Source organism: Pseudoclavibacter chungangensis (genome assembly GCF_013410545.1).
Lineage (GTDB): Bacteria > Actinomycetota > Actinomycetes > Actinomycetales > Microbacteriaceae > Pseudoclavibacter > Pseudoclavibacter chungangensis.
Window position 1 is genome coordinate 3,423,496 of sequence record NZ_JACCFV010000001.1, and the last position, 15,427, is coordinate 3,438,922.

Annotated in this window: 14 protein-coding genes and 1 pseudogene; 6 read left to right on the forward strand and 9 right to left on the reverse strand. The window is 69.0% G+C overall.

Going from position 1 to position 15,427, the window contains the following annotated elements; genetic code table 11:
* The first annotated feature begins 103 nt into the window (after window positions 1–103).
* Complete coding sequence (locus HNR16_RS15130; protein WP_158041432.1) at window positions 104–1,096, forward strand: putative oxygenase MesX; 993 nt, start codon at window positions 104–106, stop codon at window positions 1,094–1,096.
* A 20-nt stretch (window positions 1,097–1,116) separates the two neighbouring features.
* The gene (locus HNR16_RS15135) at window positions 1,117–2,151 is read left to right on the forward strand and encodes a methionine synthase (protein ID WP_158041431.1); all 1,035 of its coding nucleotides are present in this window, start codon (window positions 1,117–1,119) and stop codon (window positions 2,149–2,151) included.
* 210 nt (window positions 2,152–2,361) lie between these two features.
* Here HNR16_RS15135 and HNR16_RS15140 read toward each other — a convergent pair.
* From HNR16_RS15140 to HNR16_RS15155, 4 genes and pseudogenes are all read right to left on the reverse strand, one after another.
* Window positions 2,362–3,424: pseudogene (locus HNR16_RS15140) on the reverse strand (IS110 family RNA-guided transposase).
* Between the two features lie 626 nt (window positions 3,425–4,050).
* Window positions 4,051–5,367 (reverse strand): DNA cytosine methyltransferase, encoded by a 1,317-nt coding sequence (locus HNR16_RS15145; RefSeq protein WP_158041083.1) that lies wholly within the window; start codon window positions 5,365–5,367, stop codon window positions 4,051–4,053.
* A gap of 72 nt (window positions 5,368–5,439) precedes the next feature.
* Complete coding sequence (locus tag HNR16_RS15150; RefSeq protein WP_179558290.1) at window positions 5,440–6,387, reverse strand: NaeI family type II restriction endonuclease; 948 nt, start codon at window positions 6,385–6,387, stop codon at window positions 5,440–5,442.
* A gap of 230 nt (window positions 6,388–6,617) precedes the next feature.
* Window positions 6,618–7,028 (reverse strand): hypothetical protein, encoded by a 411-nt coding sequence (locus HNR16_RS15155; RefSeq protein ID WP_158041085.1) that lies wholly within the window; start codon window positions 7,026–7,028, stop codon window positions 6,618–6,620.
* Window positions 7,029–7,285: 257 nt separating this feature from the next.
* Here HNR16_RS15155 and HNR16_RS15160 point away from each other — a divergent pair, with 257 nt between their 5' ends.
* Both HNR16_RS15160 and HNR16_RS15165 read left to right on the forward strand, forming a co-directional pair.
* The gene (locus HNR16_RS15160; protein WP_158041086.1) at window positions 7,286–8,053 is read left to right on the forward strand and encodes an HAD hydrolase-like protein; all 768 of its coding nucleotides are present in this window, start codon (window positions 7,286–7,288) and stop codon (window positions 8,051–8,053) included.
* Window positions 8,054–8,073: 20 nt separating this feature from the next.
* Entirely contained in the window at window positions 8,074–8,520 is a 447-nt protein-coding gene (locus HNR16_RS15165; RefSeq protein WP_158041087.1) for a pyrimidine dimer DNA glycosylase/endonuclease V, read from the forward strand.
* A gap of 249 nt (window positions 8,521–8,769) precedes the next feature.
* Here the strand turns inward: HNR16_RS15165 and HNR16_RS15170 are convergent, their stop codons facing one another.
* Together HNR16_RS15170 and HNR16_RS15175 are read right to left on the reverse strand one after the other, a co-directional pair.
* Window positions 8,770–9,306: an SRPBCC family protein gene (locus tag HNR16_RS15170; RefSeq protein WP_158041088.1), complete on the reverse strand. Its 537-nt coding sequence runs from the start codon at window positions 9,304–9,306 to the stop codon at window positions 8,770–8,772.
* A gap of 191 nt (window positions 9,307–9,497) precedes the next feature.
* Window positions 9,498–10,742: an Nramp family divalent metal transporter gene (locus tag HNR16_RS15175; protein ID WP_158041089.1), complete on the reverse strand. Its 1,245-nt coding sequence runs from the start codon at window positions 10,740–10,742 to the stop codon at window positions 9,498–9,500.
* Between the two features lie 189 nt (window positions 10,743–10,931).
* Between HNR16_RS15175 and HNR16_RS15180 the strand changes: the two genes are divergently transcribed.
* Window positions 10,932–11,411: a DUF3224 domain-containing protein gene (locus HNR16_RS15180; protein WP_158041090.1), complete on the forward strand. Its 480-nt coding sequence runs from the start codon at window positions 10,932–10,934 to the stop codon at window positions 11,409–11,411.
* A gap of 55 nt (window positions 11,412–11,466) precedes the next feature.
* Window positions 11,467–12,636, forward strand: coding sequence for an ATP-binding protein (locus HNR16_RS15185; RefSeq protein ID WP_158041091.1), 1,170 nt, complete (start codon window positions 11,467–11,469; stop codon window positions 12,634–12,636).
* Window positions 12,637–12,673: 37 nt separating this feature from the next.
* On the opposite strand, the gene HNR16_RS15190 is transcribed toward HNR16_RS15185, so the two are convergent.
* From HNR16_RS15190 to serA, 3 genes are all read right to left on the reverse strand, one after another.
* Complete coding sequence (locus HNR16_RS15190; RefSeq protein WP_158041092.1) at window positions 12,674–13,093, reverse strand: hypothetical protein; 420 nt, start codon at window positions 13,091–13,093, stop codon at window positions 12,674–12,676.
* A gap of 147 nt (window positions 13,094–13,240) precedes the next feature.
* Window positions 13,241–14,110, reverse strand: a complete 870-nt coding sequence (locus tag HNR16_RS15195) for an HpcH/HpaI aldolase/citrate lyase family protein (RefSeq protein ID WP_158041093.1) — start codon at window positions 14,108–14,110, stop codon at window positions 13,241–13,243.
* Window positions 14,111–14,169: 59 nt separating this feature from the next.
* A complete protein-coding gene (serA, locus tag HNR16_RS15200) occupies window positions 14,170–15,375 on the reverse strand; it encodes a phosphoglycerate dehydrogenase (protein ID WP_158041094.1) in 1,206 nt (401 codons plus the stop codon).
* Window positions 15,376–15,427: the final 52 nt, after the last annotated feature.

The following is a 15,427-nucleotide window of genomic DNA, read 5'->3' on the forward strand; positions in this document are numbered from 1 at the left end:
GGTCATGTCTCCGGATTACCTGATAACCGTTGCTCACGAGGATGATGGGGGCTCAGACATCCGAACGGCCTGCAGGGCCAACGAGCCCCCGGAGTGGCACCACATGGCGAACGACATCACGTTCCGAATCTCCACAACTCGCTTCGACGAGGACTACTCCCCCTCGGAGATCTCGAGGGCGACCACGAACTTCGCCAACCTGGCGCGGGGCGAAGACCGGCAGCAGAACCTGCGCAACGTCCTCACGATGATCGATGGTCGCTTCAACGACCTGGCTCGCTGGGACAACCGGGACGGCAACCGCTACACGCTCGAGATCGACATCGTCTCGGTCGATCTCGAGTTCGGCGCTCCGGGCGACGGTCACACGTTCCCGATGCTGGAGGTGCTCGACCTCCACATCGTCGACACGCGGACCGGCGCTCGACTTCCGGGCATCGTCGGCAACAACTTCTCGTCCTACCTGCGCGACTACGACTTCAGCGTGCTGCTGCCCGCGGTCAACGACGGCGCCGCGTCGTTCACCGTCCCCGAGGACTTCGGTGATCTGCACGGCAAACTGTTCCGGCATTTCCTGGATTCCGCGGCATACCGGGAGCGTTTCGCGCTCCCGCCCGTCATCTGCATCAGTGTCTCGACGACCAAGAGCTACGAGCGGACCGAGAACGTGCACCCGGTCCTCGGCGTCGAGTACCGCCAGGACGACGGCTCGCTGACCGATCGGTACTTCGGTGAGATGGGCCTTCAGGTGCGCTATTTCCTGCCTCCCGGGAGTGCGGCACCGCTCGCGTTCTACTTCCGCGGCGACCTGCTCAACGACTACACGAACCTGCAGCTCATCGGCACGATCAGCACGATGGAGGCCTTCCAGAAGATCTACCGCCCCGAGATCTACAATGCGAACGCGGCCGCTGCGGCCACGTTCCGACCGAGCCTGGACAACCCGGACTTCTCGCGTCCCCAGGTCGACTACGACCGCGAGGAGCGCTCACGTCTGGCGCTGATGCAGGGGACGTACACCGCGGAGCACTTCGTCGAACCCCACGGTGACGAACTCGCGCGGTGGGCCGCCGACTACTCCGTTCTCGCCCACTGACCCGCAAGGATCCATCCGCCATGAAGACCCTTCTGCCCACCGCACTCGTCGGTAGCCTCCCGAAGCCCGCGTGGCTCGCGCAGCCCGAAACCCTGTGGTCTCCGTGGGCGCTCGAGGGCGATGCGCTCGTCGAGGGCAAACAGGACGCCCTGCGCTGTGCGGTCCACGAGCAGCGCCGACGCGGCATCGACATCGTCAGCGACGGTGAGCAGACCCGCCAACACTTCGTGACGACCTTCATCGAGCACTTGAGCGGTGTCGACTTCGAGCGTCGCGAGACGGTGCGCATCCGTGATCGCTATGACGCCAGCGTGCCCACGGTGGTCGGGGCGGTCGAGCGCGTGAAGCCCGTGTTCGTCGAGGACGCGACGTTCCTCAGGCAGCAGACGGACCTGCCGATCAAGTGGGCCCTCCCCGGTCCGATGACGATGATCGACACGCTCGCGGATCACCACTACAAGAGCCGCGAGAAGCTGGCGTGGGAGTTCGCCACGATCCTCAACCGGGAGGCGAAGGAGCTGGAGGCCGCAGGCGTCGACATCATCCAGTTCGACGAGCCGGCGTTCAACGTCTTCTTCGACGAGGTGCGCGACTGGGGAATGGCCACCCTGGAACGAGCGGTCGAGGGCCTACGGGCCGAGACCGTCGTGCACATCTGCTACGGCTACGGCATCAAGGCGAACACCGATTGGAAGGCGACGCTCGGTTCGGAGTGGCGTCAGTACGAGCAGTCGTTCCCACTGCTGCAGCGGTCGTCCATCGACATCATCTCGTTGGAGTCGCACAATTCACGGATCCCCCTCGACGTCGTCGAACTCGTCCGCGGGAAGAAGGTGATGCTCGGTGCGATCGATGTCGCGAACAACACCATCGAGCGCCCCGAGGAGGTGGCCGACACGCTCCGCAAGGCGCTGCGGTTCGTCGATGCGGACAAGCTCATCCCGAGCTCGAACTGCGGTATGGCCCCGCTGCCACGGGACGTGGCGCTGGCGAAGATGAGCGCGTTGAGCGCCGGTGCCGAGATCATCCGGACAGAGGTCGCTATGGCGGTGTAGGCCACGCCGGACTGTGGCGCGGCACAGTCCCGCGGCGACGAGCGTACCGGAGCGACTTCGAGGGGTTTCGGAGCCCTTCGGTCCTCAGGTGCGGGTGAGCGACCAAGCCCCCTGGTGAGGAGCACTCCGAGAAGGTGGTTGTCGCGGTTGTGGAAGACGCAGGCGCCTCCTCGGGCGAGTTCGATGATTCCCTTGAATCTCCTATGTTTGTCAAGTCGTCGCAAGCTGGGCTCGGGCTGCGGTGTTGAGGCGTCGGTAGATCTCGCGGGCGAGGTATCGCTTGAGGCAGCGGCGGATCTCGCGCAGGGTGCGTCCCTCGGCGGTGCGGCGCTCGACGTAGGCGCGGGTTCTCGGGTCCATGCGCATGCGGGTCACGACGGCCATGTGGAGGGCGCGGTTCAAGCGTCGGTCACCGCCGCGGTTGATGCGGTGCCGGACGGTGTTGCCCGAGGATGCGGGGATCGGGCTGGCGCCGGCGAGACTGGCAAACGCGGCCTCGGACCTGATCCGGCCCAGGTGCGACCAGGAGGTCAACGCGACAGCGGCGGTCACCGGTCCGATCCCCGGCTGGTCCAGAAGCGTGCTGGCGGGGCTTTGGCGGACGAGGTCGGTGATCCGCTTGGTGATGTCCTTGAGCTCAGTGTCGAGCGTGGCGACGCGCTTGGCGAGACGGGTGGCTTCGCCTCGGGCTGTCGCGGTGGCGAGGTCTTCGTCGCGTGTTCGCCATGCGGCGATCGTGACGATCTGCGCCTGGGTGAGTGGCCGGCGGGCATCGATGCCGAGATCGACGACGCGCAGCAACGCCGTGAGCGCGTTAATCGTCGCAGTGCGCTCAGTGCTCATGTGGTCTCGGGAGGCCAGGAGCATCTTGACGGCGGCGCGGATACCGTCGTCAGCGCGTGGTTCGCGCAGCTGGCTGTCCTGGAGCGGGAGTGCTGCGGCAGCGATGCGGCGGGCGTCCAACGGGTCCGACTTGCCGATGCCGCGGTTGGCGCGGGCGTTCATGCGCGGGGCCTCGACGACCGTGTAGCCAGCATCCGATGCGGCGCGCGCCAGACGTGCCCCGTAGGTTCCGGTGCCCTCGATCGCCCAGAGCACGCCGACGCCACCACCGGTGCGTCGTCCGGCCCAGGACACTGCGCGTGACAGACCTGCTGTGGTGGCCGGGAACTGGGCTTCGTCGTGTTGGGCAGGCCAGGATCGAGACGGCGTGGTTGCGGGCGTGAGTATCCACGCCGATGACGAACGGACAGGTATGCGCGACGATAGCCATGGCGATCGACGCTCCTCTCTTCGAATGGACAGGGTCACGGTCACCGAGCGGCCGACGCCGATCCGGGAAGAGGTCACTCCGGGGCGAATCTGTGATGGGCCACGACCCGCAAGGTCGGGCAGTCTCCTGATGAGGTCACCGAGGTGGGCCGGACGGCGTCGACCGCGCCGACCGGAGCGGACAATTCAACGGAAAGACACCGCGAGCGGGCCAATTGCTTCGAGAGCCACACCCCGGCCGACACGACCGACATCCATCCTGACCAGCCAGTCCCAGACCAGCCGAACCCAGACTCACAGACGGCTTCGGTGTCGGCGTTGAATGATCGGCCGATGCTCAAGGAGGCGGGGAACGCGCTCCGGACATGCCGGAGCGATTCAATCAGCGGCGGCGCCCCAAGCGATGCTGGCCGCGGTCCGACGCCTCGACAGGGCACTGAAATAACGTGCCTCAGACGTCCTCGCATTCCACGACCGAACCGCGACGTCGAACGGACCCGCAGCGGAGATCAACGCGCGACTGCGGATCATAGCAACGGCGAAGCGAGCCGGTCGATGGCGATCGAGGCATGCTTCGCGTTCATCGCCCGCGACAAATACGGGTCGAGAACCACACGGGCTTCGTCCTCAGCTAATCTTCGAGCGGAGCCGTTCACTTGCAAATGCCCGGTGTCGGGAGTGATCTCCCTGCCCACGGAATGCGCGCCACTCCCCTAGACGATAGGCCGGGTAGCTTCCGCGGCTGCGTTCCTCGATCTCGAAGTCCCGCCGGAGATACTCGATCCGCCGCTTGATCTCGTTGTCACTGAGTGCCCCCCCGACCGCCTTCCGCAGCGCAGGGAGCGAGACGAACCCTTCGCGGTCGCGGAGCACTCGATACACCTCGTCGCGATACTGGCTGAGCGTGCCGTGGTCATCGCTCGACGATCGGTTCTCCTTACGGAGAGCAGACGCGATCGCGAGCCCGACGGCACGGGCGACAGGTGGCGGGAACGCGTTGCCGATCTGCCGGTACGTCGCCGTCTTCCGGCCGCGGCCGTCACCGAAGTCCCACTCGTAGCCCGGTCCGGCCCAGCCCTGGATGCGCGCGACCATCTCGTTCGTTAGCCTCGGCACGAGGTCGCGCGGGGCGTCGGGCCCCGGCGCTGCATCGGCGATTCCGAGGCCGTCAACCCCGATCGCCAGCCACTCGCGCTTCGCACGGGTCGGGCCAAGGTCGGGGCCGCCGTGCTTCTTCGAGCCGCCCACGATCGTGGGCGCCACTCGATTGGCGCGCTTTGCCCAGGCATCTGCGCCCGCCCAACCATTCACCGCCATCAACTCGTAGAGGGCGGACCCCACGGTCTGCACCGCGGGCGTCGGCTCTGGCCACGAGAAGTAGGGCGCAAACTCCTCGCGAAGGGCCACAAGAATGAAACGAGGCCGGAGCTGCGGCACGCCGAAGTCTTTGGCCTCCAACAGTCTCCAATCCGCGCGGTACCCAAGCTCAGCGAACCGGTCAAGTACTGCCTGGCGATAGCCGGCGAATCGAGGCATGGACAGACCTCTAACGTTCTCGAGGAGCACTGCGTCGGGCTGCATGCGCCCCGCAGCATCGACTGCCCACGCGAACAGATCGCGCTCATCGGATGTGCCCAGCTGCTTGCCTGCGATGGAGAACGGCGGACATGGAACTCCACCAGCCAGGAGCGAGACGCGTCGGTAGTCCTCCGGATCCCAAACCGATTGGTCCGCGACGTCACCGACGACGATCGCGGGCCGCTGAATGCCCTCCTGCGAAGCGAGCCGGGTCAAGTTCCGGTCGAGCGTCTCAGCGGCGGCCCGGTCGAGCTCGACCGCGAGAACGTGCCGGAAGCCAGCGCGATGGAGCCCAAGACTCTGACCGCCCGCACCGGCGCAGATCTCCACTACTGTCAGCGCGGGGCTACCTGATTTCCCATCCATGATGGCCTCATTCTGACAGGGCCCCCTGACACTGCGGAGACTCATGACGACAATGTGCAGAGCTTCCCTGCGTCACAGGGTGCCCTGACGCGCGCCATACCAAAGCGGGTCAAACGGTGCGCAGTCGTCAGGTGCCGCCGACCTCAGCAATAGGCCTGACGGACCACGCGCTACGGGGCCGCCCCATCCAGCTTGTGTCGGCGCGACGTGCCCCGCGACGTACTCCGTCCTCCGAGGTACCGGTAGCCCGAGGTCACGCGCAGCGTCCCGCTGCCAATCGTATGCCCCACCAAGGATAACGATCCCTTCAGACGCCAACGGATCCCGCGAGCCACTTTGCCCTCCTCGCACTCGCCTCGTCACATCGAGCTGGGCCGCGACTGTCGCTACCGCCGCACGGCCGACCACCCGCCCGGCGGTCCGACGAAACAGCTCCGACACACGCGCGGTCCCTGCCCCAGCGCTGAAGACCGCCTCCACGTCCAACGCGGGCATTTGCAGCAGAGTGTTCGGGGGAAGCGACGCATCCTTCTGCAGCCACACGATGGTCTCCCTCCCGGCCGCTGAAAGCGTCCGCTTGCCGTCCCTGTTCGGACGGGCATTGAGGAGCTGCTCAGACGCACGCACGACGCCAACCGAGAAGGTCGACCTTTCGTCATTCGCGGTTACCACCATGCAAAGCTCTCCGACGGCTTCGGGCGGGAGCATCCAACCGCCGGAGGTCTGGCTGTACTTCGCGTCAACCTCGTGACCGGCGATGCGGTAGTCGAGCTTGTCGCCGTCGCCGAACGCAAACTCACGCTGGAGGTTGATCTCCACCAGAGTGCCGAAGTGCGTTTTCTCGGTCTTGAAGAGTTGGTCCCACTGGTATCGCCGAGTGCGCACCCCGTCATACAACTGATCGAAGGTGTCGCGGAGCACTTGCCCGGTGATAGTGCCGTCCGGGTCCAGCCGCTCTATCTCGCACACCACGCGGTCGCGGGCGTCGTCTTCGGGCAGTGGGGTAGACGGGGGCAGCACATCGAGGACGTTACCGACATCGGACCGGCAGCTTTCTGGGTGCGCCGCAGACAACTACCCCACGGCGCCAAGATCTCTTGGAGCGTGCAGCTTCTCCGCAGCCCGGACCGGAGACATCGAGCCGGAGACGTTCCGCCCGAGGCTGTTGACCGCGTCATCCGGGGTGGAGCCCGCCAATGACGTCGCGCTGTGCGCACGCCCCTCCACGCATCGAGCGGCTGCGGAACTCCCTACAGATCCACCCGCGACGCGAGGAACCGCAGGTACTTCGGGTCCTCATCCGCGAAGAGGCCGGGGCCTTCGAGGAGGAACCCGCTCATGAGCCCATCGCCCGCGCCCGCTTCGTCGCCGAGCTCGAGGGCCGCCTGACCGAGCCGCATCCACACGTGCGCGTCGTCGAGCACGCCGAGCATGAGCACCGCGTTCATGTGCTCCAGCGCCCCGCGGTGGTCGCCGAGCCGGAACAGCGCATCGCCCAGGCGCGCGTGGAACCCCGGGGCAGACGCGAACTCGCCGACCTCCACGATCCGTTCCAGGCCCTTGCGCCACACGCGCACCGCGCCCGGAAGATCCCGCCTGTCGGCGAGTCGATCAGCCTTGATCGCCAGCCGCTGCAGGCGGCGATCCGTCGGCGCCGCCACCGTGCGTACGCCCTGTATGCCACCGGACGCCCCGGGCTTTCCCCGTCCGCGCGCATCCGTCATCCGACCCCCTGACGACTCCGCGAGAGCGCCCCCACGCCTCGCTGAGTGCGCGACCATACGTGAGGACCCTGGACATCTCCACACCGTCCGACCGTTCGCGCCGCGCCCGTCGCCGGGTCGTCCCCACGGTCACGCGGCCTCGTCCGCCGTCGCATCCTCGCCACACGCGTCCCGCGACCGTAGGCTGCTGTGCGATGAGCACCCTCGAAACCGGCGCGAACGACCTCGTCGACGACCACCCCGGCCAGCCGTCCGCCACCCCGACCGCGACGCCCGTAGACCTTCCCCACGGCACCGGCACGCCGCCGTTCACGGCCGTGCTCTGGGACCTCGACGGCACCATCGCCGACTCCGCGCCCGGCATCACCCGCTCCCTCGCGCGCATGTTCGAGAGTTTCGGACTCCCGGTGCCTAGCCCAGCCGAACTCGTCAGCTACGTCGGACCGCCCATCCTCGACTCGTTCCGGCTCCACGGCCTCGACCGCCACCCCGGCCTCGACGCCGCCGTCGACCGCTACCGCGAGTTCTACCGCGCCGACGGCGAACTCGCCGACGAACTGTTCCCGGGCGTCGCCGAGATCATCACGGCACTCCACGCCGCCGGGATCCCCCAATCGACCGCGACGAGCAAGCCCGAGGGTGCCGCCACCCGCATCCTCACCCACTTCGGCATCGCCGACCGCCTCGACTTCATCACCGGTGCGGGCGGCGACGAGACCCGCGGCACCAAACGCGAGGTCGTCGCCGAGGCACTCGGCCGGCTCCGTTCCATCGGCGCCGACCTCTCGAACGTCGTCCTCGTCGGCGACCGCTTCTACGACGTCGAGGGGGCCACAGCCAACGGCGTCCCGACGATCTACACGACCTGGGGCTACGGCCGGATCGGCGAGGAGGTCGGCGCCGTCGCCGTCGCGAACACGCCGGAACAACTCCGCACGCTCCTCGGCCTGCCCGCCGCCTGACGCGCACGACGACCCACGACATGCGCATCTGGAGCCTCCACCCCGCCTACCTCGACCGCCAGGGCCTCATCGCCATGTGGCGCGAATCCCTGCTCGCCGTCAAGGTGCTACGCGGCGGCACGAAGGGCTACCGCAACCACCCCCAATTGCAGCGCTGGCGTGCCCAGCCCGACCCCCTCGAGGCACTCGGCGCGCACCTCACCTTCCTCGTCGAAGAAGCCGAGGCGCGCGGCTACAACTTCGACCGCACGAAACTCCCCGACGCCCCGGTGACCCCACCACCGCTCGTGCCCGTCACCGACGGGCAGCTCGCCTACGAACGCGAACACCTCGCGCGCAAGCTCACGGTCCGCACCCCCGAGCTGCTCGACCGGCTCGACCCGCCCGAGGCGCTCCGCGCGAACCCCGCGCTCGTCGTCGTGCCGGGGCCCATCGAGTCCTGGGAGGTCGTGCACCCGGCGACCTGACCGCGCGCCCGGCCACCGGCACCCGCAAACCGGTTCACGCGGGCACCGGTGCCACGGGTCACCGAGCGGCATCACCGGCACCGATGCCGTGACGGCACAGGCACGGCCACGGTCACGGCATTCCACGCGGATGCCGGCCATCCACGACGACCCGCTCCGCACGACGACTCGGTCCGCATCCGCCCCGCGACGCCGACCGGGGACGGGACCCGCGCGCCCAGCCCACGTCCGGTGACAAGCCTCTGGCGGTCAGCCCTCGTCCGAGGCCGCGAGTCCCGTCAGCAGCACGACCGCCGCATCCCACGCCTGCGCCGCGGCATCGAGCTGGATGCGCCGCCCCTCCTCGTCGAGGTCGAGGCGCGAGACACCGTCCTCCGTCACACGGATGCGCGTGCGCCCCGGGACGACCTCCGCGAGCTCGAACCGCACCCGCGTCTGCGCACCCGCCACGGGCTCGGCATCGGGCAACGTCCCCGTCCGGTAGGTGAGGCGCCGCGGCGCATCGACCTCGTCGACGATCGACAGGTACCGCCCGTGCTCGTCCCAGCGGTGCTCGATCCGGCCACCCGGCCGGGCATCGACGATCGCGCCGTCGAACGCCCACCACGCGCGCACGTGACGCGGCTCCACGAGATACGACCAGGCGCGCGCGATGGGCGCATCGACCTCGAACTCGAATCGGACGCCGTCGTGCGGCTCGCCACCCATGCCGGAACCGCCTTCCGCCTCACCGAACCGGAACACCTCCAGCATGCCCGAGCGCGACGCGACGCGCGACGCCGACAATGCCTCACGGACGCGAAATCACCGATCGGCGCCCACGAGGGGGCCGTGTCCGCGACGCCGTCCGGGGGCACATCGAGCCGCGAGCCGACGCGCCCCCATGCGCCCCGACGCCCGGCACCGGACGAGTCGCCCGACGCGCGCAACCGGCGCATCGGCCACGGCGACGGCAACGGGTCACACCACCGCTCGCGTCAGGATCCGACCCCGAGCGCGCTCAGCACGAGCAACAGCACGCACACCGCGACGATCGTGCCCGCGATCGCCCACATGAGCACGTTGAACCAGCGCGCCGAGACCCACCGCCCCATGACCTCGCGTCGCGTCGCGAGCCACACGAGCGGGACGAGTGCGAACGGGATCCCGAACGACAGGACGGCCTGCGACAGCACGAGCAGCCCCGTCACGTCCGGCACGACGGCAAGCAGCGCGACGGCCGGCAGGATGACGACGACCCGGCGCCACACGATCGGCAGGTTCCACGGCACGAGCCCGTCCATGACCGACGACCCCGCGTGCCCGCCCACCGCGGTCGACGCGAACCCCGAGATGACGAGCCCGACAGCGAAGAGCGCCGCGACCCACGGGCCGATGCCCTCCGCGAGCGCCGCGTGGATGCCGTCGAAGGTGCCCGCCTGCGGGCTCGCACGCATCGCCGACGCGGCGAGCACGAGCATCGACACGTTGATCGAGCCCGCGAGCGCCATCGCGAGTCCGACATCGACGCGCGTCGCGCGCAGCAGGTGCGGCACCTCGTCGTCCGTGGTCCGTCCGTGCCGATCGCGCGACAGGGTCGAGTGCAGGTAAATGACGTGCGGCATGACCGTCGCGCCGAGCATCGCGACCGCGAGGTACACGGTGTCGACACCGGCGAACCGCGGCACGAGCCCGTCGAGGACCTCGCTCACGACGGGCGGCCGCACGATGAGCCCGGCGACGAACCCGATCGGGATCGCGAGCAGCATGACGAGGATGATGCGCTCGAACACGCGCTGCCCGAACCGCGAGTGCACACCGAGCAGCACGAGCGACACGACGCCCGTGATGACACCACCGACGACGAGCGGGATCCCGAACAGCAGGTGCAGGCCCACCGCCCCGCCGATGACCTCGGCGATGTCCGTCGCGATCACCACGAGCGTCGCCTGCAGCCAGTACAGGATCCGGCCCGTGCGGCCGAGCCGCTCACCGACGAGCTCGGCGAGCGACCGACCCGTCACGAAGCCGACCTTCGCGGACAGGTACTGCACCGCGCACGCCATGAGCGTCACGAGCACGAGCGCCCACAGCAGGAGATAGCCGTAGTCGGCGCCCGCCGAGAAGTTCGCCGCGAAGTTCCCCGGATCCACGTAGGCGACGGCCGCGACGAACGCCGGCCCGAGCAGCCCCACGAGCCCCCGGCGCCGCGGGGGGTTCGTCGACGCCTCGACGCGCGTCATGCCTGCCTCCGGTGCATCGCTCCGATCCTATTCCCGCGCGGATCGACCGCCGCACCACGCACGTCACACCGCGCCGCTCGACCGTGCCCCACCGGCGGCGAGCCGCGCACGCGGCACGCGGCCGTGACGTCACGATCCGTTCAGCGACGACCCACCGAGATCGACGCCGACCCGCCTAGGATGACAGGCATGAGAGCCTCGAGTCCCTTCACCATCGACCGGTGGGACCCGAACGGCCACGCCGTCGAGATCTCGACCGGCACGCCGCTCGCTGGTGCCTACATCGTCCGCAGCTTCACGGGCGGCGACATCGAGGGCCGCAGCGAGGTGCTCTTCGCCGGGGCGTTCTCCGAGGAGCACGGCTCGGGCACCTACGTCGCGATCGACTCGTTCGAGGGATCCGTCCTCGGCCGCGCGGGGGCCTTCAGCTTCTGGCACACGAACACGATGACGCGCGGTCGCAGCGGACGCGGCGACGGCATCCTGCGCATCGTGCCCGACTCCGGCACGGGGCAACTCGAGGGCATCCGCGGGACGGGCGAGATCATCGCGTCCGGCGACGAGCACACGCTCGTGCTCGACATCGAGTTCTCGGACGACGAGACCGGCTTCGACGCCGACGTCGTCACCGAGATCGCCGGCGAGGTCGAGGGCCGCGCGGACGCGTGACCGGTTCTCCGCCGATCCGCGAGCGGCCCGACCCCACACGGCCCTCGACCGCCGCATGAGCGCGCCGCGGAATCCGTTCACGCCGAGCTTCGGCGGCACCCCACCGTTGCTCGTCGGGCGTGAGACCGAGATCGCCGACTTCGAGCGCGCCCTCGACGACGGGCCGGGTGCACTCGGGCGCGCGACGCTCATCACGGGTCTGCGCGGCGTCGGCAAGACGGTCATGCTCAACGCGCTCGAGGACGTCGCGCGGCAGGCGGGCTGGCTCGTGGTCGCCGAGACGGCGACGCGCGGGCTCGCCGATCGCATCGAACGCGACGCCCTCCCCCGCCTGCTCGCCGAACACGACCCCGAGGCCGAGCACCGCCGGGTCGCCGGCGTCACCCTCCCGATGGGAGCCGGCGGCCTCTCGACGACCGTCGACGCCCGCTACCGGCCATCGGGCACACTGCGCTCACTGCTCGAACGGCTCGGGGCCGTGCTCTCGGAGCGCGGCTCGGGTGTGCTCATCACGATCGACGAGGTCCACCGGCGCGAGATCGAGGACCTGCGCATCGTCACGACGGCCGTGCAGCACGCGGTGCGCGAGGGCCTCGACGTCGCGTTCATCGGCGCCGGACTGAAGCCCAACATCAACGGCCTGCGCGGCGACGCGCTCCTCACGTTCCTGCGCCGCTCGCACGTGCTCGAGCTCGGCCAGCTCCACTACGCCGCGTGCGTGCGCGCACTCGACGAGCCGGTGCGCGACGCGGGACGACGCTTCGCCCCCGATGCGCTCGAACTCGCGGCGCAGGGCACCCAGGGCTACCCGTTCCTCGTACAGTTCATCGGGGCGCAGTCGTGGATCGCGGCGGGAGACCGCGAGGTCATCGAACGCGCCGACGCCCGCGCCGCGATCGCGCGCGCCCGCATCGCGATGGCCCAGTACATCTACGAACCCACGCTCGCGGCGCTCTCCGACGTCGACCGCTCGTTCCTGCAGGCGATGTCGGAGGACGACGGTCCGTCACGCATCGAGGACCTGCGTGCCCGGCTCGACGCGACGTCGGGGTTCGTCGGCGTCTATCGCAAGCGCCTGCTCGACGACGGCCTCATCGCGCCCGCGGGCTACGGCCGCGTGCAGTACACGACGCCCTATCTGCGCGAGTACCTGCGCTCCGAGGGTGCGGCCGCGCCCGACGCGTCGCCGATCGAACGCGGCTTCGGGCCCGAGCCGGGGCACTGAACCCGCGCACGCCCTGCAGCCGCGCTCCGAGCGATACTCAGAGGGAGCCGATGAAAATCCACACGAACCAGATGGATGCCGTGCACGACGCGATGGACAGTCCGGCACCGAGTCCCGCCCGGATGTATGCACCACGTGACAGGCCGACGCCACTGAACGTGAAGATCGCGAGGCACAGGCTGAGCGGGGCACACACCAACATGCCGATCACGCCCACAAGAACCGTGATCGCCATGACCAGGCCGTAATCGACCTCGCTCTCGGTCTCGGCGATGAGCGCGAGCTGCACGAACGCCATCAGGCCCCACGCGAAGCCGCCGAGGACGATCGTCGCCCACGACGCGAACGCACGGAATCGGTCCGCGCGAGTCCGTTCGATCGGACGCGACGACGCATCCGTCCCATCGCCCGCTCGCGGTACGCCGTTCGTGCCGAGATCCGGAATCCCCGTCGACATCGCCGAGCGATCGTCTTCCGTCCGACGAGCGGAATCGCCGAGAGAAACCGTCTCCGCGTCATTCGTCCCGGACGGTGCCCGGGGAACCCCGAACACCGCCTCTGACTCCCGGTCCGGTTGTCCCTCCGCGCGCTCCATGTCGCCCCGTCAGTCCTCCACGACGAGACCGAAGGCGTCAGCGAGTCGCAGGATCTTCCGCGCCCGTCCCAGGCGCGGAAGGTCTGAACCGTCGCGCACGACGCCACCCGCGGCCTCGAAGTCGGCGAGGAAGCCCTTCGCCCACAGGATGTCGCTCGTCTGCGGGCAGATGACCTCGTTCACGACGGCGGTCTGCTCGAGCCGGAGGCAGAGCTTACCGGTCATGCCGTACTCGAGCGTCCACTCCGACTGCTCGCGCAGGATACGCAGACTCTCCTCCGTCGTCGGGCCGTCGATTGGGCCCGGCAAGCCGGCCGCGCGCGACGAGACCGTCAGCCGCGCACGGGCGTAGGCCATCGCCTCACGCGTCGCCCACATGCCCGTGTCGCGACGGAAGTCGCCCGAACCGAACGCGAGTCGGAACGCGCCCTGCGCCATACCGATCTCGGTCGCCCGCTCCAGGCCGAGGGCCGACTCGATGAGCGGCACGACGGGCGTCCTCGCACCGAGACGGTGGAACGTGTTGACGACGTCCTCGGGCTTCTCGGTCTTCGCGAGGACGACGCCCTCGAGACCCACGGCGTCCGCGAGCTCGTCGACGTCCGCACCCCAGAAATCGCTCGAGGTGTCGTTGATGCGCACCCAGGCCGAGTTGCCGGCGGTCGAGAGCCAGTCGATGACCCCGCGGCGCGCCTCGTCCTTCTGCGACGGGTCGACCGCGTCCTCGATGTCGAGGATGACGACGTCCGCGCGGGACTGCGCCGCCGCGTCGAAGCGCTCCGGCTTCGAGCCGGGCACGAGCAGCCACGAGCGGGCGTCCTCGGCGGGGACGACGTGCTCCTCGTCGATCCGGGGGCGGGGGCTTGCGGGTGCGGTCATTCGCTCCTCATTCGTGGTGCTGGTCCGGCGGTGTCGGCCGCGGTCGTGTGTGGGCGTGCTCAGGCGTGGACGCCGTCGATGGTGGAAAGGCGCACCGTCTCCGGCATGCGCAGGATGGTCTGATAGACCTCGTCGGTGAGTCCGTGCGCGTCGGTCACGGCGTAGCCGATGTCGCCGCGCGTCACGAGCTGTTGACGGTCGATGTTCACGTCGTTCTCGCCGAACACCGAGTTGACCTTCGCGAGCACACCCGGCACGTTGTGGTGCCAGTGCAGCAGGCGCGTGCCACCGATGTTCGGGTCGAGCTGTGCCTGCGGCGCATTGACGCTCAGCGAGGTCGACCCGCTGCGCACGAAGTCGATGAGCTTCCCCGCGACGAAGTGCCCGATGTCCTCCTGCGCCTCCTCGGTCGAACCGCCGACGTGCGGCGTGAGGATCACGTTGGGGATGTTCTGCAGCACCGACTCGAACGGGTCGCCCGCCTTCTTCGGCTCGTCGGGGAAGACGTCGACCGCGGCGCCCGCGATGTGGCCGGAGTGCAGCGCGTCGGCGAGCGCGTCGTAGTCGACGAGGAACCCGCGGCTGAGGTTGAGGAACAGCGAACGCGGACGCATGCGCTCGAACTGCTCGCGGCCGAACATGCCGGCGTTCCCGCCACGCCCGTCGACGTGCAGTGTCACCGTCTCGACCTTGTCGAGCAGCTCTTCGAGCGATTCGCAGCGCTTCGCGTTCCCGAGCGCGAGTCGGTCGACGATGTCGTAGAAGTACACGCGCATACCGAGCTGCTCGGCGAGCACCGAGAGCTGGGAGCCGATGTTCCCGTAACCGACGATGCCGAGCGAGCGGCCACGCACCTCGTGGGCCCCGGTCGCCGACTTCTGCCAGACGCCCGCATGGAGTGCACTGTTCTTCTCGGTGAGGCGTCGCGCCATGACGAGGATCTCGGCGATCGCGAGCTCGACGACACTGCGCGTGTTCGAATAGGGCGCGTTGAAGCACGCGACGGCGCGCTCGGCGGCCGTGGTGAGGTCGATCTGGTTCGTCCCGATGCAGAACGCGCCGACCGAGAGCAGCTGGGGGTTCGCGGCGAGCACCTCGGCCGTCACGCGCGTCTTGGAGCGGATGCCCAACAGCTCCACACCCTCGAGCGCCGACGACAGCTCGCCCGGGTCGAGTGCGCCCTTCCGCGTCTCGACCTCGATCCCGCGTGCGGTGAGCATTCGTTCGGCGTTGGGGTGGATGTTCTCGAGCAGGAGCGCTTTCACACGCACGAGTCTAGATCCCGCGCGCGAACCGCGTCGTCGACCACCGGTTGCT